Origin of the sequence: Thalassolituus sp. UBA3500 (assembly GCF_002377545.1) — a bacterium.
Lineage (GTDB): Bacteria > Pseudomonadota > Gammaproteobacteria > Pseudomonadales > Oceanobacteraceae > Thalassolituus.
The window spans coordinates 24,032-46,428 of record NZ_DFQB01000045.1; the positions used below are offsets into that span (position 1 = coordinate 24,032).

Annotated in this window: 11 protein-coding genes; 3 read left to right on the forward strand and 8 right to left on the reverse strand. The window is 49.0% G+C overall.

The features are described from left to right. Position 1: 1 nt before the first annotated feature. From B2R29_RS16895 to B2R29_RS11605, 5 genes are all read right to left on the reverse strand, one after another. On the reverse strand, positions 2-313 hold the full coding sequence (locus B2R29_RS16895; protein WP_349678004.1) for an AbgT family transporter: 312 nt from the start codon (positions 311-313) through the stop codon (positions 2-4). Between the two features lie 42 nt (positions 314-355). Beyond that, entirely contained in the window at positions 356-922 is a 567-nt protein-coding gene (locus tag B2R29_RS11590; RefSeq protein ID WP_301181215.1) for a hypothetical protein, read from the reverse strand. Beyond that, positions 923-12,673, reverse strand: a complete 11,751-nt coding sequence (locus B2R29_RS11595) for a DUF1566 domain-containing protein (protein WP_301181216.1) — start codon at positions 12,671-12,673, stop codon at positions 923-925. Between the two features lie 130 nt (positions 12,674-12,803). Next, positions 12,804-14,336 (reverse strand): AbgT family transporter, encoded by a 1,533-nt coding sequence (locus B2R29_RS11600; protein ID WP_301181217.1) that lies wholly within the window; start codon positions 14,334-14,336, stop codon positions 12,804-12,806. A 119-nt stretch (positions 14,337-14,455) separates the two neighbouring features. After that, on the reverse strand, positions 14,456-15,307 hold the full coding sequence (locus tag B2R29_RS11605; RefSeq protein ID WP_301181218.1) for an SDR family oxidoreductase: 852 nt from the start codon (positions 15,305-15,307) through the stop codon (positions 14,456-14,458). A 136-nt stretch (positions 15,308-15,443) separates the two neighbouring features. Between B2R29_RS11605 and B2R29_RS11610 the strand changes: the two genes are divergently transcribed. From B2R29_RS11610 to B2R29_RS11620, 3 genes are all read left to right on the forward strand, one after another. Beyond that, positions 15,444-16,343 (forward strand): hydrogen peroxide-inducible genes activator, encoded by a 900-nt coding sequence (locus tag B2R29_RS11610; RefSeq protein WP_301181219.1) that lies wholly within the window; start codon positions 15,444-15,446, stop codon positions 16,341-16,343. A gap of 4 nt (positions 16,344-16,347) precedes the next feature. Next, positions 16,348-18,426: an ATP-dependent DNA helicase RecG gene (gene recG / locus B2R29_RS11615; protein ID WP_301181220.1), complete on the forward strand. Its 2,079-nt coding sequence runs from the start codon at positions 16,348-16,350 to the stop codon at positions 18,424-18,426. Between the two features lie 97 nt (positions 18,427-18,523). Next, positions 18,524-19,924, forward strand: a complete 1,401-nt coding sequence (locus tag B2R29_RS11620; protein WP_301181221.1) for an aminoacyl-tRNA deacylase and HDOD domain-containing protein — start codon at positions 18,524-18,526, stop codon at positions 19,922-19,924. Here B2R29_RS11620 and B2R29_RS11625 read toward each other — a convergent pair. The 3 genes from B2R29_RS11625 to B2R29_RS11635 form a co-directional block, all read right to left on the reverse strand. Then, positions 19,918-20,652 (reverse strand): hypothetical protein, encoded by a 735-nt coding sequence (locus B2R29_RS11625; RefSeq protein WP_301181222.1) that lies wholly within the window; start codon positions 20,650-20,652, stop codon positions 19,918-19,920. The two genes, B2R29_RS11620 and B2R29_RS11625, sit on opposite strands and share 7 nt — an antisense overlap. Before the next feature lie 11 nt (positions 20,653-20,663). Beyond that, on the reverse strand, positions 20,664-21,956 hold the full coding sequence (locus tag B2R29_RS11630; RefSeq protein ID WP_301181223.1) for a dicarboxylate/amino acid:cation symporter: 1,293 nt from the start codon (positions 21,954-21,956) through the stop codon (positions 20,664-20,666). A 71-nt stretch (positions 21,957-22,027) separates the two neighbouring features. Then, on the reverse strand, positions 22,028-22,390 hold the full coding sequence (locus B2R29_RS11635; RefSeq protein WP_301181224.1) for a helicase: 363 nt from the start codon (positions 22,388-22,390) through the stop codon (positions 22,028-22,030). Positions 22,391-22,397: the final 7 nt, after the last annotated feature.

Below are 22,397 nucleotides of genomic sequence, written 5' to 3' on the forward strand. Positions count from 1 at the left end.
CTTAGTTGGCCGCCTGTGGGTTTATGACCCCAAGCGGCCAATCCATCCCGGTCCAGAGCACCAGAAGTACCGTCCAACCAATAAGAAATGCCACACGGTACGGCAGCATCATGCTCATAATGGTGCCGATGCTGTCGTATTCGATCTCACGCAGTACGTTACCGGCGCTGTCGGTGATGATGCGCGGGCTACCGAGCTGGTCGGTGAGAATGTAGTAACGCTGATTGCCTGCATAGTACGAGGTCGGTGTGTTACCTACCGTGTATTCGTAGCTGTGCTTGAGGTTGTTGTTACCGTCGAACGTCGCCAGCAGACGGGTTTTGCTTTCCCAGAGGTATCTTAAACGGCAATGCCTCTAGAATTTGTAGTGAACAAACCCTTCTCCGTCATATGCTCCAAGAATAATTTCTAGAAACTCAAATCCAACTAAGTCATTTACTATGGCACGAGAGAGTATTTCATCATCAATATTATCTTTAAATTTAAAAATAACACAAACAAAGTGCCATGAAACACTCGTCGCCCATATCAACTTTCTGAGATTATCTGTAGAAATACGATCCAAATCACACCAGTGATAGACTTCATTTCCAACACAAATCGTACCTACCTGATCCATTAAATTAGCTTCATCTGGAACAAGCATTACGTCATCAAATAATGCGAATGTGGTGCGACTTGATTGATATTCATTAACCAAATATAGAGGCAGATAATCAGGTGCTTTTCCTGATAAGCCTCCCCTTCCCAACATACTAAAATCGGCTATGTCTAAATTTCTATCAAGGAAAGAATAGCAGGAAATTTTCGGCAACCAGCCTTCTACCCTGTGAAACAAATTCTTGCACAAGGCATTATCGAAATTTAGTACTTCTAGAGCATACTGCTCTGCTAAGCTGCCAAGATCTTTTTTAACTAACATCTATTTACTAGTCGCTTTCCCATCAGGCCCGATTCTCCAACCGGGACCATTACGGTCATTAAAATCCCAATGAGGTCCAATTGGTTCTCCATGACCTAAATCAGGGTGAATGCTTTCAGGTCCATTGGGGTTTTTCCACCCCCCTTTGGGACCACCCACCGGGGGTTGTCCTCTCCAATCCCATTCCGCCCCATCCTGTCCAACAGGAGGTTTTGTGGGATCTCCAAAATCAAAATCCGGTACGTTTCCAGGACACTGTTCACCGCCATCTCCAGCCCCTGCACTTTCGGAATACATCAGCTCACTGAGCCAGTCGCCAAGAGCCGTACCAGCAAGAACACCGGCCGCCGCACCCAGCAATGCTTCCGCTGCGCCACCGAAAGCAGGAAGAGTCCAAACAAACAACCCCTCCGGATCAATCCCATTCACCGGATCCGCCAACACATACCCATACAGGTTCGTGTCACCACCGGCGAATCCAATCGGATCTCTCGCTGTCCAGCGTCCGGTTTCTGGGTCGTAGTCGCGGAAGCCGAATCGGATTAAGCCAGTATGCTGGTCAACCAGCCCACCTGCAAACCCAAACGGCAGCTCTTGCGCTGGGTTACTGTCGGCGATGATGTTGCCGTAGCTGTCGTATTCGATCTCACGCAGTACGTTACCGGCGCTGTCGGTGATGATGCGCGGGCTGCCTAGCTGATCGGTAAGGATGTAGTAACGTTGATTACCCACATAGTACGAGGTCGGTGTATTACCTACCGAGTATTCGTAGCTGTGCTTCAGGTTGTTGTTACCGTCGAACGTAGCTAGCAGGCGGGTTTTGTTTTCCCAGAGGTATTTTTCAGTGATTACGCCGCCGACCAGTTTGGCAACGCGGTTACCAAAGGCGTTGTGGCGATAGGTAACCGTGTGCTCTGGTGTCGTGACGCTCAGTAAGCGGCCATCACTGCTGTAGTCGTAGGTGGTGATGACTGGGTCGCCATCAACAACATTACGCGTACGGGTAGCCAGACGTCCGTTGGCGTCGTAGCCATAGCTGGCGTTGCTGTTGGCTTCGAGCTGGTCATCGTCGTTATAGGTGGATGTACCTGCAAGACCTGCGCGGGTACTGCTGTATACCGAACGATTGCCGTTGCTGTCGTAGTCGTACTCTTCAATCACGACGTTGTTGAGTTTCACCTGCTCCAGACGGTTACGGTTGTCGTAGAAATACTGGTAACTGTCGGTGCGGGTGCCTGATGGCGTGTCCACCACGTCGGTACGGGTTTTGATCTGCCCTGCCAGGTTGTGGGTGAAACTGGTGGTAATACTGGTATCACCTATCGCCTGGCTTATGGAATCGACATCACCGTAGCCGTTGTAAGTGTAAGCACGATTAAGGTTACTGTTATACACCCGACGCGGCATACCATGAGACTCAAAGCGATCAATGGTGTAGCCATGAATACTGGTCAGCAGGCCGTCGTTGTCGTAGCCAACCGGCGTTGCAATACCCGGGTAGGTCATCTCATCGACCATGAAGTCGTTGTTGTACCCGTAGGAGATGCTCTGGTTAAGTTCGCCACTGTAGGTGATGCTGGTCACCAGCTCTCCATCGTAGTCGTAGTTGAGCTTCTCGCTGCCGGTGACGATTTCATCTATGGTGCTACCACAGGTGTAGGTATAGGTCGTTGTGCGCTCTGGCGTGACCGTGCTGTCGAGCTTGCCACCAATGTAGTTGTTGGTGATGAACTCGCCTGACGGCAACTCAATATCAGTCACACGACGATCTTCATCGTAGTAGTACTTAGTACGGGCACCGAGTGGTGTTTCCTGGTAGTCGGTATTGTTCACACCATTAACAGGCGAGTCATGCGCCTGCAGGACCGGCACTGTCGTTGAGGTGAGATTACCGTTGGCATCACGACCAAACTCGGTGTAGAACTCATCGTCGTAGGTAATGCGCGTGAGGTTACCCTTGATGTCGTAATCATAGGTAGTGACCTGATTCAGCGCATTGGTAACGGTTTTCACTTTACCGGTGACTGGGTCATAGGTGTACCCGGTGATTCGTGAACCGGTCTGTACACTCTCCAGGCGGCCACGAGCATCGTAGGAGAAGTCGGTTGCGTTCAGGCCGGAGCTCTCGATGCGATCCGTCTGCATATTCTGCGGGTCGAAGGTAATGATGGTCGTTCGCCCTTCTGGGCTCGCGATGGATTCAATACCCGTTTCGGCATTGAAATTAACCGTGGTTACCTTGCCGTTCGTCGCCGTGGTTTCGGTGTAGGTTGAGAAATCAGCACCCTCGTTGCCATAAGTTTTTGTAATCAGAGTTTCTGATGTTAAGCCTGAAGGCATTACCGTCGTGAATTTAGACGGAATCTCTCGTTTCGTACGAGGGTCAATGACACGTTCAATACTTGACGTCACGCCACAGCTGGCAACAGATTCGTTCAGCTTATCGCTTGATCGGGTTGTCACTGACAAACGCCCATCTTTGGCCGTTGTGGTTTCACGCACGCTGCCGTTGGTCAGAGTTTCGTAGAGTGTTTCGAACGACTGCCCTGCCTCGGTTGTGAAACCGAAAAGGCGGCTGCCGTAACTCGTTGAGTTATCGTAGATGTTCCAGAGGCCACTTTCGGTGTCTGAGACCTGATGAACTCGACCATGTAAATCAAAATAGTGATAGAAGGTATTGCCGTTAGGTTCGACTTTTACTTCCAGCAGCCCATTCACATAACCAAAGTCGTACATAGATCCATCAGGGTAGGCAACCCCCTGAAGCAAATTCTGCTGATCGATATCAAGCGTTGTACGTTGACCATTTTTACCGACTATCGTTCTGAGCTCTCCACCTGAGTATTCAAACGAGATGCGCTCACCGAATTGATCAATAATCGCGCCCAACTGGCCATCCTCGTTGTACTCGAAGGTTTTGAGTTCTTTGACTGTGTCCATGTCGATAGTGGCAATATGACGGCCGGAACGATCAAAACGGTACGGAGAACGTATCACACGCTCGTCATCGCGTACGCAACGGACGTATTGTTGCTGTACCTTCCATTGATGGCGTGATGCGAAACCATAGTGCTCTACGATCCATGCGCGATCCGGCGATGCAAAACTGGTCGTCGAGCTCCAGAATGCTCTTTGCTTATCATCATCCACATGCCATAAACCATCGTCACTGAATATGTCGTAGGTGTAATTCTGAAATGCATTACTACGACTCGCTATGAGAAGTTCATTCGCATTAGGTAAACGCCAGTCTGAATATCCTGCGTGGTTTGAAGACTCACAATAATTAATCGCGCCTTCCCAGTCAGTGGTGTAATTGAGGCTGCTATACGTATCCTGCCACATGAGACCATTTTCTGAATCTGCAACAGTGGATTCTACATCGTCACGCACAAATGACTCGCTCTCAACAGGATCTCTGAACTCTCCTTTAACGCATAAAAGTTCATAACTTGAGAAATAAAAATGGGTTGACGTAGTAACCGTACGCCCCGTTAAGAATACCATGTGCTGGCCTACAGAAGATTTAGACGCCGTATAATTAACTTCTTTTGCAGTAGGCACACGCCAGGATGAACCTGTTTCGAGACTTAATGTAGTGCAATGCGCCTCTGCAGCGGCCTTACTAAGGACAAAAATATTCGAATGCTCGGCTTCCCATGTCAGTCCGGTATTATGGTCTGAAACTGTGCCATCTGAATTGATTGAATAAGACAGCGGGATTCCATTTTCACCATAATAGGCATCATCACCTTGGTAATAACTCTCTATCGCACCAGTATTGGTAATATTACCTTGAGGAGCGATTTCGTCCAGGTCACCGCTTCCCAGATATATTTTGTTTCCCTCCACCAAACTATGGTGCGAAGACACAGACCAACCGTCGGCTATTTGATTCAAGTATGAGTTCACAAAACTCACTGGTCGAACTATCCACTCTGTCGTTGGCTCTCGGCTGTCGACTGCCGTCTCAGAAGTTGAATCCTGATTCCAGTTTTCTCCCTCGAACGATCCTGTATCATTTACGTTTCCTGGAGTCGTATACACAGAATCAACTTTATAGCCAATGGCAATAGAACCTTTGATTAGACCTTGCGGACGCTCTCCAAGTACATTTATGCCATCCCAGTAGAATGTAACACTTGCGTTCCGACGGGCTGAGACCTCTTTAACGAAACGCTTACCAGCGACATTCAAGTGAACTTCAATTGATTGTAATTCAGAAGGAATAGTTCCTTCGGTTAGCCTCACATTCACTTCATGCTGATAAGCACTAGCTCTACGGCTGGAGTAATGAAGCGTAAAGTCAGTACCTGGTACAGGTATGTCTTCATGAAACACCTGATCATTTGGCTGAAAATATGATCCCGATGCCTGTTTAGCCTTACATTCTTGTATTTCCTTACCGTCTTTATGATCTAAAGCGCTTTGTAGAAGATTTTTAGTATCCGGGGCCATATTCAGTTGATCGAAATTGTAATCTACCGAAGAAAAGTGATCGAACCTGCCCCACCAAACCGTATGACCATCTGGATAGCTTTCCAAACCGACAGACTCATCCAGGATGTTGCCATTACCGGTCAGGTCGTCTGCGATACCATCGTCATTAAAATCAAGGCCGTCGGAGATACCATCACCATTTGTATCAATAACTCGTGCAACGACACCGTTCTGAGATGGCTTCCACTCAACATCATAAATATCGTAATAGCCGATAGGTACGATTTCACCGACATTAAAACCGAGGAAGTTATCCACCATCATCACCACACCGCCATCGAACTGCACGGTGTCACCCATCGCAGTGCCCTCTACGTGTAAATCGGTACAGTAAGTGAAGCCGGAGCTCTCGGGCAGTACACCCGGCATGGCTCTTACGTCAGTATATTCTGTTGATGTCAGTCTGAAGTCGGTTATTTCCCGGGTGTATCCGTCAGCGCCCAGAATCGTTGCCGAATTAATGCCATTAAACACCACAGTAGATGAACGCGAGCCAAATTCATCAGTAATGACTGTTGAGCGATGTACTACAGGCTCAGCGCCAAGCTTAACGTCAGTAACAACCTTATCCCGCTCAAGAAGCATCACATCATCAAGGGTTTGCCATGTGCCTGATGATCCAATCACCTCCCGCTGTGCTCCGGTATAGCCAAACAATTCAAACTGAATTGCTTGTTGACCAGAAGGTGCAGAAATGAAGTATCGACCATTAAAGTCCGTTTCAACAGAACCAAACTCTGGATGATGCGTAAATCTAACGTCAGCACCTTGAATTGGATCCTCGTTGCCATCAATTACAATACCTGTGTATACCGTTAAAGCATTCGGATCGTAATTACGATAGGTTGCATTATCTGGAATAAACTCAGCATCAACGCCAAGAGTATCTGTCTGATCTGGTAATTGGGAGCCTTCTGCATAAATAGTTACCTTCAACGGATTAGAAACCACTCCGTTGTGTTCTACACGTAAATTAACCGTCCCAGGAATCAAAGCAGTGAACACAGCCCCACTGGATGACAGATGTGACAGAACATCAGGTGATGCCAGTCGCACGTCATCCGAGATATCTATCGTGGTGCCGTCATTCAGTTTCGCAACAACTTCAAGCTCGAATGAATCCCCTTCATATATCGTGACAGGATTATTTCGAATATATATGGAAGTGACATTATCAATAGGAGTCGACAATGCTATCGTTTCCTGATTTTTACACCCTTCGATTGCGACAATCTGAGGTCTGATGATTTCATCTTCACTCCATGATGAGTCCGGGTCAATAAAGTTGTACACATATACATACGATAAATCACGACCATCCAAGCTATAAGGTGCCACGGATAAACCCACACCAATCAATCCTTCTCCTGAAGAGAGAAGACTATCGTTACTCAAGGTTGTTATTAGTTTATTGTCACGATGGCCCCATGGTTTACCAGAGTATACGTCTTTGTCCTTATATATAAACCCATAAACCATATATGCTACAGAAGAAGATACATGAGATTCTCCAGCTGCTATGTTTTCCCCTGCGCTCATGCGACCAGAAAGCTGCGGATCGGAATCCATACGCTCCTGAGGCGTACGCCCGTCCGATGTATGACTAAATGGCGCATCATTACTCGTCATGTAGTCAGCATATTCCTGAGCGACTCGCTCAACTGCTGAGCTTATCCCTTCTAAAGGCAGAAGTCCTCGAGCTGCCCTCTCCGAGTTAACAAGGAACAGGGTCTGTTCAGAAGAACTCAATGAATCCCATTCATTCTGGGACGGCATCATAAGATATGAATTGACCGTTGGATCCAGCATTCTGGCGTAATTAAAAGACCTTTCGATATCTCCAACGTCTGTATAACCGTTAGCGATCCAATTTATATTATCTTCTGGGTAACTCTCTACGTATCGCTCTTGATCTAAGGGAACGTCACACTCTTGTAGCGAATATAGTTCAGCACTATCACGGTCCGAATAAACCATTACGGTATCCCAAGAGACATTCCCATCTTCATCTGTAACGAAGAGAGTATATTCGACACTTGCATCAGCTATAGCTGTATAAAATACTTCCGATTCTGATTCTGTAATTCCTGCTCGAGACCATGCATAACTCAGTAAGCCACCGTCTTCATCATAGCTACCAGAAGCATCCAATGCGAAGTTAGAGTATGGAGTGACATATAAATCAGCACCCGCATCTGCCACGGGCAAGCCAAGCACCACATTAACTATGACACTATCGACTGCAATTACTCCGTATTCATCTTCGACTTCCAGAGTAAAAATATATTCACCAATGTTGGAAAATGAATAACTAAGAACTTCTTCATTACCGACCTGCTCTGTACCAAGGTACCACCGGTATTCAGATATCAGACCTACATGACTATAACTCTCGCGAGCGTCCAGCAAGAAATCCTTCGACTTAAATGCGTCTATATCTTGACCTGCATTAGCAACAATGTTCTCTTCAGGTCTGATAACAGAAACGACTATACTGTCTCTAGAAACATAACCATCCTGATCTTCCACCAACAACTCAAATACATGCTCTCCAACCGTTTCTGGCACGTACTCCAAGTACTCTGCAGACGAATACTCGATACCATCATGGCTCCAATTGAAAGTAAGAGAGCTCTCTGTCGGGGAGTAGCTGTTAGTTGCATCTAATACTACGGCCTGATCGACAAAAGTGGCAATATCCTCACCGGCGTCAGCTACTGGGAGTAAATTCTGATCCGATGGTGATACATATATACTGCGAGAGTACTCCGATGAAACTCCAATTGAATCCGTAACAACCAGATTTAATTCATACGTCCCCTCAGCGTCAAAAATTATATTAATTCTATTAGACACACCTTGATCTAGCGTATTTCCACCTTTAGTTAAAGTCCAATCAAAAGAGGATCCTTCGATTTCTTGGAAGGTGTCATCGATAGCTGAGTAAATAACATTCTTTGAGGTCCCGACTTCAAATGGTCCTGAGATAATAGCATCTGGCTTTCGATACGATCGAACACATCTTATGAGATTTTCTTTACTCAAACCATCCCAATCAAAGCCAAGAGAACCAACAGGATTTACTACGACCTGTACCAAACCATCAGTTCCAGGGCTTCTAGTAGAAGACCAATACGTATAGGCGGAACTACCAAATTCAATATCATAATTCAGCCTGGAACTAGGACCTCTTACAAATGAGATCAACTCTTTATAATTTGGGGCTCGCCAATCTTCATAGCCTCCAGTAGTTGCAGTCTCACAATAATTTAGAGCAGATTTATAATTACGTGCGATCTCTGTATTATCACTAACATCCTGCCACATTAATTCAGAAAACACATCTACAACGACACTTTCTTGAAATATGGGCTTTTCATAACTCGGGAAGTTCTTTATCTCACCGGCAACACATCGCGCGTGAGTTTTTTCATCTGCATCGAGTAAATCCATACGCCCAGAGGTAAAGCTTATCGCTATATCACCAGTAAAATACCTACCATCAGTTCTTACAGAGTTTGGTCGATACATGAAGTTTTCATTAAGCAACAGCGTTCTTTCAGTGGATGGATACTCCGGGCTAGCTTCGCCGAAATCGAGAATATCTAGCAATTCATAAATAGTAGGTTCGCGCCAGGTATCAATCCCCGCAGCAGAAAGATTTCTACAATAACTTTGAGAGTGACTTGCGCTAAATATTCGATCCTGATTTCTTATATCGTCATGCCAAAGCAAACCGGTATTAACGTCGTAGATTACATCCATCCCTTCTGGGCGATGGTAATTTAATGGTGTACCGGCCCTGTAGTAACCGTCATCACCAATATCGTCAGATTTCATTGTTCCTGTCTGCAATGTCGGAATACTAGAGTACACCCTCTTCGAGCCAGGCAAGGAAGTACTATCCGTCGAGTCGGAATCCATCGTCAGTTCAAACTCGTTTGAGTAACCATCGCCATCTGAGTCCGGATCTAAATGATCAGGAATTAAATCTCGATCAAGATCCTTACTCCATTGAGCATCCCAAGGCATTTCATCTTCCGCATTTACAACACCGTCCCCATCAATGTCTTCATCGACGTTATTTCCAATGCCGTCTCCATCCATATCCGAATGATCTCGGGCGTCTCTAGGAAGAATATCGACATCATTCGCATATTCATCGCCATCGACATCGTCATCTTGGTCGTCGACAATAAAATCACCATCGAGGTCTGGTGGAGTCGAGGTGAGGTCAACTGGTGATGCACCATATTCATATTCAATTGCGTTTGAGTAACCGTCACCATCTATATCCGGGTCTGAATTGTCGCCGATACCATCACCGTCCATATCTGCCCAGTCACTGGCATCGTACGGAAATGCATCAACCTCATTCAAGAATCCATCATTATCTATATCTTCATCTGTGCCGTCACCGATACCATCACCGTCGGTATCACTGGTCTCTGAAGGGTCTTCCGGGAAATCATCTAAAGCGTCATTAACACCATCACCATCGGTATCTCGTTGTGATGGGCCGCAACCAACAGAATTAATATCAAGTCGTTCTTCGTATGACGTATCGGGACACTCATCTTCATTATCAGGAACACCGTCGTTATCGTAATCCCCACATCCAAATTCGTTTACAGGCTGACCTGGCTCAGTTCCCAAACAAATATCGTTCTGATCATTTACACCATCAAAGTCGAGATCATCGGGAGTAGGATACGGACGAAGCAGATCAAATATGCTTATTTGCTCTTGTGGTGCTGCCACTCCAAATAATGAAAAAACCTGCTCCGCTGTTACTGTACCTTGCTGAGTTACGAACTCACTAATTGTATTAGCGTATTTAAAAAAACCGTAGATGGTAAATATTTCACCCGAGCTATTAATAGTTACCGTTAGGTCATCAGATGCACTATTACGTCTAAACGAGAGATCTCCGCCATTAGCAGCTTGAGATATACCGATTTTATTATCACCTTCTGTGTCGAAAATTATATACTCCCCTGCTTGCTCTAGTGAAAAGTATACATCGTCACCGTGTCCTCCGATGAAAAAATGTTCTCCCTCACCAAGGTATGCCGTATCATTATTCAATCCGAATAAAACAATCGTATTCGATTCCATCGGTGGAAATATATCTCTCGATTTAGTACCAAGAATAACCGTTTCCCCCACCTTCGCCAGTGTAGGCTCCGATATTCCAAATGCAGAATAAATCTGAGACGCGCTCACAGATTGACCATCAGAAAATTCAAAGCGAGCTACAGTATTACTGACAGTAAAGAATTCCTTAACCGTAACATCGCCCTGTTCCTTGTAATTAATATATAAATCAACGCCGTTACTGGACAAGTTATAAGCAACATCATTACGACTGACGGAACTATCAAATATAACTTTGTTGGTTCCCTGGTAGTCGTAAATTACTGTGCTTCCACTTGTACTGGTAAGTAAGTATTCATCGCTGCCCTCTCCGCCAAGCAGAATGTCTCCACCCTCAGCATGGAAACGATCATTCCCTTCCACACCAACCAGGAAATCTTTAAAGGCCGTACCAAATAATTCGTCATCACCGGATAGTTGATCAGGAGTAGTGAACGGAGGAGGGCACCCCTCTACATCGACTATACCCTCTGTTAACTCAATACACCGGTCATTGACGTCCTCTACGCCATCGCCGTCCCGATCTGTGTCTGCGTTGTCACCTATACCATCGCCGTCAAGGTCGGAATGTTCGCTCGCATCATATGGAAATGCATCATTCGCATTCAGGAAGCCGTCATCATCGATATCTTCATCTGAATTGTCGCCGGTACCATCCTGGTCCGTATCAAGCCACTCAGAGGGGTCTGACGGAAATTCATCTATCGCATTGCCGAACCCATCGCCATCAACATCAGGATCATCAACATCTGCAATACCGTCACCGTCGAGATCATTTGCTCGTTCACTGTCGTACGGAAATGCGTCGTCGGAATTAAGTACACCATCGCCGTCGATATCCGGATCGGAATTATCACCGATTCCATCTAGATCAAGATCACTAGATTCTGAAGGGTCATAAGGGAATACATCATCATCATTGGCGATACCGTCACCATCAATATCAGTATCCACTACATCCGGCACGCCATCGGAATCCATATCCTGAGGAACATCACCTGGATCTAATGGGTCGGTGCCGGCTTCTAGCTCCAGCTCGTTAGAATAACCGTCACCATCAATATCTGAGTCAGAGTTATCACCTACGCCATCGCCGTCTGAATCAAGCCATTCGAGAGGATCAAACGGGAATTCATCCATCTCATTCCCGAAACCATCGTTATCTATATCGGGATCTGAATTATCTCCAAGCCCATCATTGTCGGTATCTGCCCACTCTTGCGGGTTGTTGGGAAATGCATCCTGCTGATTCTCTACTCCATCGCCATCCCGATCGGAATCCGAGTTGTCACCAACACCGTCGGAGTCGAGATCATGAGTTTCTGTAGCATCATAAGGAAACGCATCATCACCATTCAGGACCCCATCACCATCAATATCACTATCAGAGTTATCACCTATACCATCGCCGTCAGTATCCGATGACTCAGCGGCACTATCAGGGAATACATCATCAATATTGGGCACACCATCACCGTCTCTGTCGGGGTCTGAATTGTCACCGATTCCGTCTCCGTCCAGATCAGATACTTCGTTGGGGTTCTCTGGAAATGCATCTGAATCATTCCCAACACCATCGCCATCAATATCTTCATCACTATTGTCACCAACACCATCTGCGTCCAGGTCAGACCACTCGGCTGGATCCATAGGAAATGCGTCGATAACGTTATCTACGTTATCCCCATCCACATCAGGGTCGCTGTTGTCTCCGATTCCATCTCCGTCAAAATCACTGTTTTCAGATGGATCATTTGGAAAGACATCAAGAGAATTAGCTACACCATCACCATCCCTATCAGTATCAGCATTATCACCAATGCCATCCGCATCAAGGTCACTCCACTCAGTACTGTCCTCGGGAAATACATCTTCAGCATCGTTTACACCGTCATTATCAGAGTCCAACTGCCATAAAGAGCATCCATCGGTATCAACAGTGCGTCCAGCCTGAGTGGAGGGGCATAAATCTTCGGTATCGGGAACACCATCAGCATCACCATCGGATGGAGGCTGACTGAATGCATTTATTTCAAGCGAAACGAGAAGTAGAAGTGAAGATATAGCCGAAACGGATGCGCGTAGCGTCATCATGGAGTCCTTTCCCAATGTATACTTTTGTAATTACGCAGGGACAATACAGGGATTCAAGTAATTATCAAGTTATTAATATATTACTCACTACAAACAGATCACTTCCCCCCTCAATCGCTCATATCGACATCTATGCCACCCCAAGCGGCCAATCCATCCCTACCCAGAGCACCAGCAGTGCTGTCCAACCAATAAGAAATGCCACACTGTACGGCAGCATCATACTCATGATGGTCCCGATGCCGATGTCTTTGCGATATTGCTGCGCAAACGCTAGTACCACACCAAAATATGGCATAAGCGGTGTAATAATATTCGTGCTGCTGTCACCAATTCGGAAAGCTACCTGAGTAATTTCTGGTGCAATCCCCACCAGCATTAGCATAGGAATAAACACTGGTGCGAGAAGCGCCCACTTAGCACCGCCACTTCCAACAAATAAATTAATGGTCGCTGCGATAAGAATAAAAGCCACCAACATTAAAGGAGCGGGAGCATTCAGTTGCGTCAGCAGCTCTGCGCCATGAATGGCGAGAATAATCCCCAGATTACTCCACGCGAAGTAGGCAACAAACTGCGCAGCAAAGAACATCAATACAAGGTAACCGGCCATGGTCGCCATACTGGCTTCCATGGCTTCAACCAGCTTATGTGACTGACGCCAGGTTCCGCTGAAGCGACCATAGATATACCCACATAAAAGCGCATAGATCGAGATAACAACCACAATGCCTTTCATAAATGGCGAAGAAATAATGGCCATTCCCTGACGTAACCAGGCATGCTCTCCGGCCAACCCACTGGCACAGATCACCGCAAATATCAGGGTAAAAAGCGCAACGGCTTTCAGTCCGCGACTCTGATTAAATTCTTCCTGCTGCTCGTTACCTTTTTTGATAACCGCCTTTTCTTGCGGCTTCTCTTTTGCAGCAGCTTTGTCGTCATCTTCAATCTCTATTGAGACCAGTCGAGGTTCGACCCAACGTGCTGTTACCAGAGTGGCCAACGCACTAACGAGAAAAACAGAAGTAACCATAAACCAATAATTAGCGGCGATATTTACCTCACCGCCGGGGTCAACCAGCCTCACTGCTTCGGTGCTGATACCGGCTAATACCGCATCAAATGGCCCGAGCAACAGGTTTGCACTGTAGCCACCAGAGACTCCCGCAAAGGCTGCTGCAATGCCTGCCAGCGGATGGCGACCTGCACTTTTAAATACCAGCGCAGCCAGCGGAATCAGGACGACATAACCTGCGTCAGCGGCGAGGCTCGACATCACCCCAGCGAAAACCACCAGAAATGTCAGCAAGTTTCCGCGTGCTCCGCGCACTATGGATGACAGTAGAACAGCAATAAGACCGCTGCGCTCGGCGACGCCTAAGCCCAACATGGCAATCAGAACGGTTCCTACGGGAGCGAACCCGGTAAAATTGGAGACCGTTTGGGTCAGTATCTTCGCCGCCCCTTCAGCAGAGAGCAGGTTCATTGCTGTAAGCTGCTCACCATTAACAGGGTGTATGGCTGAGAGCCCGAGTGCAGATGCCAGCCCCGAGATGAGCAGCACTAACCCGCACAGCCAGATAAATAGCAGCGTCGGATGAGGCAGACGATTCCCTGCATGTTCAATACGGGAGAGAAGACGTTCAGTAACAGAAGTCATAGGCGTTTCCGGTGACAGATGTCATCAGAATGCCTGAATATCAGCGGGGTTCAAGTGACAGGGAGTGAGTGTAAAGTTTAAAGGCACTGCCGGAATACTCCGGCAATGCCAAAGGGCTGTCAGACCAGCCCCATCTCGTTCAGCATCACATCATAGCCTTCCTGATAGTTGCTGAATTTAAACTCGTAGCCCAGTTCGCGCAGTCGTTTGTTAGAACAACGACGATTAGCACGGCGTGATACTTCCCCCACATCGCTGTCTGGGTCAACTTCACCGATACGATCCTTCATCCATTCGAGGACATCGAACAGAGTGGCCGGCTCGTTATCAGTGGCGAGATAGCAGTCGTCCAATGACTCACCGTTTAACGCACGGTTAATCAGAAACTTCAGCGCTCCAAGACAATCATCACGATGAATACGATTCGTCCATACGGCAGGCTCTGGGTCACAGTAGCCACCCTGACGGGCTTGCTGAATCATGCGTTCACGACCCGGACCATAAATACCGGTAAAACGCACAACAGTGCCATCGAACGCCGAATCAAGAAGTACTTTCTCTGCTGCCAGCATTTCTTTACCGGCAAAGCTTGATGGTGTGGTTTCAGAACTTTCATCCACCCACTCACCATCCATCTGGTGGTATACCGACGAGCTGGAAACAAAGAAAACACGCTTAGGTGGCTGCCCTTTCAGCTTTTTGAGTATGTTCTTCAGGCCTTTCACATAGTACGCGTGATAACCTTCTTTCGAAAAAACCGGCGCTGCTACGCTGTATACGACAATATCAATGTTGTCTGGCAGGTCGGTCAGGGTGCTGGCATCTGACACGTCAGCACTGATCACATTAACCCCTTCACCAACAGGCTTGTCCGAACGGCGGACGCCTGTCACGTCATGCCCTTCCCGGGCGAGGTCCTGTGCCAGATGGCCGCCGATGTCTCCGGTGCCCACAACCAAAATAGAAGCCATGCCTTTCCTCCGCTATTTCAGGCATTTTGTACCGCATCTTGGCGGTACCTTACGTTTTATTTTGTTACGGTCTTTCGCTGACGCAATGGATAGGTAGAATAAATCAGATAAGCCACCTTCATTCAAGGTAACAATCATGACCCTAACCGAACTCCGCTATATCGTCACTGTTGCACAGGAACGACATTTTGGCCGAGCCGCTGAAAAATGTTACGTCAGCCAACCGACGCTCAGCGTAGCGATAAAGAAGCTGGAAAGCGAGTTAGAGGTCGCTATTTTTGAGCGCAGCAAGAACTCTGTCACCGTAACCCCGTTAGGTGAGCGCATTGTGGCCCAGGCGCAACGCGTTTTAGAAGAGTCCCGAGCTATTAAAGATATCGCCAGCTCGGGCAAGAACCAGTTATCTACGCCTTTGCGTCTGGGGGCTATTTTCACTATCGGTCCTTATCTGTTTCCTCATCTTGTTCCACAGATTCACAGCGCCGCACCGGGCATGCCGCTGTACCTTGAAGAAAACTACACCGGAGTATTACGCAAGCAGCTCAGGGAAGGCGAATTGGATGCCATTGTGATCGCGCTGCCATTTACCGAACCCGACGTTGTGACTCGCCCTCTCTATAAAGAGAAGTTTGTGGTCGTGATGCCAAAAGAGCATGAGCTGACGAAACAGAAAGACATCGATCCCGAACAACTCATTGACCTCGACCTACTGATGCTGGGCGAAGGTCACTGCTTCCGGGATCAGGTGTTTGAGCACTGCCCGGCTCTGCACCGTAAACAGCACAGTCGTGTTGGCAGTGTTCTCGAGGGCAGTTCGCTCGAGACTCTGAAACATATGGTCGCCACTGGTCTTGGTGTGACTGTGCTTCCTGAATCCGCCCTCGGGAATATGGACGAAAATCTGCTGGCCACGCGTCCGTTCCGTGAGCCGGCGCCGTTTCGGACGGTGGCCCTTGCCTGGCGAGCCAGTTTCCCTCGAGGCAATGCCATCGACCTGTTGATCGAAAACGCCCAGCTGTGCTGGTCAAAGAAGTAAGCTGATGGCGAACTCCGGTAAGCTAACGGATCTGAAAGGCGTAGGGCCAAAACTGGCAGAGCAGCTGGGTAAACTGAATATCCACTCTCTCACTGACCTCGCCTTTCACCTGCCTTTCCGCTACGAAGACCGGAGTAAAATCACCCCCATTGCTGGCCTGATGCCTATGCGGCCCGCGGTTATTCAGGGAGAGGTGAAGGGCTCGAGCGTGGTGTTTGGCAAGCGTCGCAGCCTGCTGGTTAAGCTTCAGGATCAGAGTGGACTGATCAATCTGCGCTTTTTTCATTTTAATGCGGCGCAGAAAAATCAGATGAGCAAAGGCACCCTGTTGCGCTGCTATGGCGAGCCCCGTCGAGGAGCCAGCGGGCTTGAGCTGTACCATCCTGAATACCAGCGCATCGAAGACGGTCTGGATACGCCGCTGGAGGCTTCGCTTACACCCATTTACCCAGCGACTGATGGCATTACCCAGCAACGGCTGCGACTGCTTCACGAGCAGATGGTTGAGCTACTAAGGCAGGATGAGGTCGCGCTACCAGACCTGCTCCCTGAGCAGTGGTGTGCGCAATGGCGCCTGCCGGGCCTGCGAGAAGCGCTGCTGTTTCTTCACCACCCGCCCTCAGACACTGACCTGTTGCAACTGGAGTCAGGGAGTCACCCGGCACATAAGCGATTGATTCTTGAGGAGCTGCTGGCGCACCAGTTATCCCTGTTTAAATTACGCGCTCAGGTTCAGGCCGACAAAGCGCCTGCCATCCTGACTGACCACACGCTGCGAAACGCGCTACTGGAGAAGCTGCCGTTTACTCCAACCGGTGCCCAGCAACGCGTCACCGATGAAATCACTGAAGACCTCAAGCAACCCTATCCGATGCTGCGCCTGGTCCAGGGCGATGTTGGTTCTGGTAAAACCTTAGTTGCGGCACTCGCTGCCTGTGATCTGCTTCAACAAGGTTATCAGGTTGCGTTAATGGCACCGACCGAGATTCTTGCCGAGCAACACCTGCGTAATCTCGCCGGATGGTTCGAACCTCTGGGTGTTCGTATGGGTTGGCTTGCCGGCAAAGTTAAAGGAAAAGCCCGGGAGAAGTCGCTGTATGAAATCGCCGCTGGCGAAGCGCAACTGGTTGTCGGTACGCATGCCCTGTTTCAAGAAGACGTACACTTCTCGAAGCTCGGTCTGGTCATCATTGATGAGCAACACCGCTTTGGTGTTCATCAGCGCCTATCATTAAAAGAGAAAGGCGAGCGCGCCGGGCTGGCGCCGCATCAGCTGATCATGACCGCCACACCTATTCCGCGAACTCTGGCCATGAGTGCGTACGCCGATCTCGATACTTCGGTCATAGACGAACTGCCTCCGGGGCGCAGCCCCATTACTACGGTTGCGATCAGTGATCAAAGGCGTCCGGAAATTATTCAGCGCGTACAGGAAGCATGCGCACAAGGGGCGCAGGCTTATTGGGTCTGTACCCTGATTGAAGAAAGCGAAGCCCTGCAATGTCAGGCCGCAGAGAACACGTTCGAGGAGCTTCAGAAAGCGCTTCCGGGGCTGCGCGTAGGTCTGGTTCACGGACGTATGAAGGCCGCTGATAAAGCAGACATCATGGCTGCCTTTAAAGATCATCAGCTGGATCTACTGGTCGCAACCACGGTTATCGAAGTCGGCGTTGATGTCCCGAATTCAAGCCTGATGATTATTGAAAACCCGGAGCGCCTGGGGCTGGCTCAACTGCATCAGCTACGTGGGCGCGTCGGCCGGGGCAGCGCGAAAAGCCATTGCGTACTGCTCTACAAGTCACCACTGTCGTTCACCAGTAAGCAACGCCTGCAAGTGATGCGCGATAGCCAGGATGGCTTCTATATTGCCGAGAAGGATCTTGAGATACGCGGCCCCGGAGAGCTATTGGGCACCCGCCAGACCGGACTGCAAATGCTCAGGATTGCCGACCTGCAACGCGATGCTGGGCTTCTTCCACAAGTGCAGGAAATGGCTAACGACCTCTGGTATCAGCACCCAGCCACCGTTGAACCCCTGATCAAACGCTGGCTGGGGAACGCCGAGCGTTTCGCCAACGTCTGACTCTGGCAAAGAAATATCGGCCAATTTAGTCCCGATCGACCACATTTTTCTGGATCTCTACTATATTTTCTGAAAGAACCAATTCCGGGGCGTAAACATGTCAGCCATTCCAGCCGTCGTACAGAAAATCCTTGAAGACTGGCGAATCCCCTACTCCGCCGCTGATGACAAGGAGTTGTTTGAAATCATGCAAAGTAATCCGCCTGCATCCTACTCTTCCAAGGTTGCTTATAACGTTTTCCTGAAAGATGAGCTGGGGCAAGTGCAGGTTCTGGTACCGGGCGACCGGATGCTTGATCTCACCCAGTTATCACATGCCTTTGGCAGGCAGTTCACGGCCCTGTCGGTAGACGAGCTGGATCTGCTTAAGGCACGCTACAAGATTGATCAGTTTCCGGCGATCCCACAGATCACCGAAATGGAGACCATGATTGATCAGGCACTGCTGCGAGAGCAGGAGCTGTTTGTTTATTCAGGCGAGGAAGGTAAAAACTGGATCAAAATTCCGATGTCGGAATTTCGTGCCCTGACCACCAGTTCGCACGTTGGCAACTACAGCACGCCTCTGCGCCCCGACCAGCCGGAGCAAGGCAGCGATCAGGATCTTGATGACGTACACTCAGCCATTCGTCAGTTCACGCCCCTACGAATCAAGCAACGCCTTGAAGAAACTCTCGACTTACCGCCATTGCCTGAAGTTGCCCGTAAAATCATTGAGCTGAGGGTCGACCCGGAAGCCGACAGCAAATCACTGGCAACCACGATTGAAGTGGACCCGGGCATGTCGGCCCAGGTTCTGAGCTGGGCGCGCTCGCCCTACTACGGTACCCGCGGCGAAATCAAAAGCGTTGAAGAGGCCGTCATCCGGGTATTGGGTTTTGATCTGGTCATTAACCTCGCCCTCGGCCTCGCTTTAGGTCGCTCTCTGGCGGTTCCTAAAGAGGGTCCGCACGGGTATACACCATTCTGGAAACAAGCGGTAATGACAGCTGCACTCTGCGGCGAACTGGTACGAAAAATAGAACCTGCGGGGCGCCCATCACAGGGCATGGCGTATCTGAGTGGCTTGCTGCATAACTTCGGTTTCCTGATTCTAGGGCAAATATTTCCACCTCAGTTCTCGCTGATTAATCGCCATATTGAAGCAAATCCTCACATCAACCGTTTCTACATCGAAAACTACTTACTGGGGATGAGCCGCGAACAATGTGCTGCAGCCTTAATGATGCAATGGCAGATGCCGGGAGAACTGATCGCCTCGCTGCGCCAAATGCATAACGCAGATTATGATGGTGACTACTCCGGCTATGCGAATCTTCTTTATGTCGCCGTGCGTCTGTTGCGTGAACGTGGTGTCGGTGACGGCCCGTCAGAAGTCATTCCAGAGCAGGTATTCACACGCCTGGGACTATCCGCCGAGGACGCCGCTGAAGTCGCGGATACCCTGGTAGAAAATCAGGACAGTTTCGCCGACCTGATCAGCATCCTCAATCACTGAGACGTGTTCAGTAGCTGACCGTCGGTGACGAAAGATGGCCCGGCGGTCTCTGGCAATACAGCCAGTGCCTCCGTTAGCCAGCGCTGCATCACCGGATCAGTCCACAACCGGGTCAGGGCATCAATCTCTGCATTACTCACACGCCGGTATGCGTACAGCATAAAATTCAGCACTGTATCCCGCGTCGTTGCTTCATACCCTTGATCAAGGTCCTGCTCCAGAACCCCTGCAACGGACGTTTGTGCGTGAATCAACCACTCCGACATACGGGTCGCAGATACCAGCCCTTCGAGCCGTTGCACGCGCGAAACGGCCGGTGGATAAGCGGCTAGCCTTTGCATGTAACGTTCGTATTCTGGCGTTCCCTGTTCCCGAAGCGCAATGTCTTCCATTAATCGACCACGGGCCATGATGCTGTCATCAATGATCATCAATAAACGAGTAATCTCGTCATCAGTAAAGGATGCAAGCAGGTGGGTAAAAGATTCGTTCAGAGCAGAAGGGGACCAGGGCAGTAGCTGGCGCATGCGTTGACGCCTTTCTATATCCTTCGAGTCGCTCAGCTGTGCCTCCGCTAACTGACGGACCTGAGTAGAAATCCCCGAAACACCACTGCCAGAAATAATACGCTCAGCGGCACCTTCATTCGCACCATCACCATACGCAAGCTCAGCGGAAGTCAGAGCAATGCCTGTGACCGCAACCAACGACGTCAGAAACCTATTCATAGAAAGCCGCTTTATTTCTCGTCGCTGTTGCTCGCCGCAGTGATGCTCAAATCGTTATATCGTTCATGATTCAGAACACCCTCTGTTTTGGCGATGACGACCGACACCATAGTATCGCCCGTCACATTGACTGCGGTGCGCAACATATCTAACAGACGATCGACACCAATGATTAATGCGATGCCCTCCACTGGCAGGCCGACCTGCTGGAGAACCATCGACAAGGTAATCAGCCCCACGCCCGGCACGCCAGCAGTGCCGATTGAGGCCAGCGTGGCAGTAGCAATGACCAGCAGATAATCGCCCATGCTCAGATCAAGACCAAACGCCTGAGCGATAAACACGGTCGCCACACCCTGCATAATTGCTGTGCCATCCATATTGATGGTGGCACCCAGTGGCAGTACAAACGACGCAGCGCGAGTACCTACACCGAGGTTCTGCTCAGCGTTCTTAATAGTGACAGGTAAAGTGGCGCTACTGGACGCAGTACTGAAGGCGAAAATCTGCACCGGCCACATTTTCTTCAGAAAGGTCACCGGAGAGACGCCAGCGAACATACGCAGCATGGCAGAGTAAACAACAATACCGTGCACCAGCAACACCGCGACCACGGTAAACATGTAGGCTAACAGCTCCTGCACTGGCCCCAGACCTTTGGATGCAAACAGGCTGAACAACAGAGCAAACACACCGTACGGCGCAAGATTCATCAGCATAGTAACGAGCGTCATCAGAATCTCGTTCCAGTCGCTGAATTGCTTACCGATACGCTCACCCGGCACACCCGAACGACCAATAGCGAGACCAACCAGAATCGCGAACACGATCACCTGCAGCATATTGCCTTCAGCCATTGCCTGGAACGGATTGGTTGGGAATATATTCGCCAGTACATCGATAAGAGGTACGACCTCAGGGGCGCTAAATTCTGCCTCCACCGACATATCAATTCCGATGCCGGGGTTCACGATGTTCGCCAGCGTCATAGCCGCTGAAATCGCGATCGCCGTGGTTACGAGGTACAGAACAACCGTTTTCAGGCTCATGCGTCCGAGGCTACTCTGGTCGCTCAGGTGACACACACCACAGACCAGAGACACAAATACAAGCGGGACAACGAGGACTTTCAGACTGGAAACAAAGATTTTACCGATAAGGGCGAAAAGACCAGACGCCAGCATGTCATCAAGCACGTACCGAACGTTGTCATTGAGGTCTGGCATTGCCAGGAGGTTGAACGTGATGGTGCCGAGTACGATGGCAAAGGCCATTGCCAGAAGAATTCGGGTTGTCAGCGTCACAGTGTAGCCTCCTTATTATTCTGATTAATTCTCAATAATCCCTGGCCCCAGATATCAGGGCCAGACAGGCATCAGGGTTTCAGATATTTACTGATTCCCTGAAACCACATCACCTTCGACAGGTCGCCACTTATAGTGACGTCTTTTACCTGGATACCGCGCATAAAGGCATTGCGATCTTTCGATGTAAGAATTTTCAGACCGGTATGTGCATCTTTAAAGCTGATCGTAAATGCAGGATTACTGTGTGCCTTGCCTTTGCTGGAAATGGTCTCATCTTTAACAACAAACTGACGGACGGCTTTGCCATCTTCAGTCTGTAGTTGAAATGCCATGTCCTGCCCTGCCAGTTGCTCCCGGAATTTAGGATTCTTTTTGGCTGCTTTTTTCATCAGTTTGGACAGAACCCAAAGCAACATGCGGAATTTAAACAAGGGAGTC

Coding starts and splice junctions, on each gene's coding strand:
- B2R29_RS11590 (WP_301181215.1), bottom strand. CDS start 922: ATGTTAGTTAAAAAAGATCTTGGCAGCTTAGCAGAGCAGTATGCTCTA.
- B2R29_RS11595 (WP_301181216.1), bottom strand. CDS start 12,673: ATGATGACGCTACGCGCATCCGTTTCGGCTATATCTTCACTTCTACTT.
- B2R29_RS11600 (WP_301181217.1), bottom strand. CDS start 14,336: ATGACTTCTGTTACTGAACGTCTTCTCTCCCGTATTGAACATGCAGGG.
- B2R29_RS11605 (WP_301181218.1), bottom strand. CDS start 15,307: ATGGCTTCTATTTTGGTTGTGGGCACCGGAGACATCGGCGGCCATCTG.
- B2R29_RS11610 (WP_301181219.1), top strand. CDS start 15,444: ATGACCCTAACCGAACTCCGCTATATCGTCACTGTTGCACAGGAACGA.
- recG (WP_301181220.1), top strand. CDS start 16,348: ATGGCGAACTCCGGTAAGCTAACGGATCTGAAAGGCGTAGGGCCAAAA.
- B2R29_RS11620 (WP_301181221.1), top strand. CDS start 18,524: ATGTCAGCCATTCCAGCCGTCGTACAGAAAATCCTTGAAGACTGGCGA.
- B2R29_RS11625 (WP_301181222.1), bottom strand. CDS start 20,652: ATGAATAGGTTTCTGACGTCGTTGGTTGCGGTCACAGGCATTGCTCTG.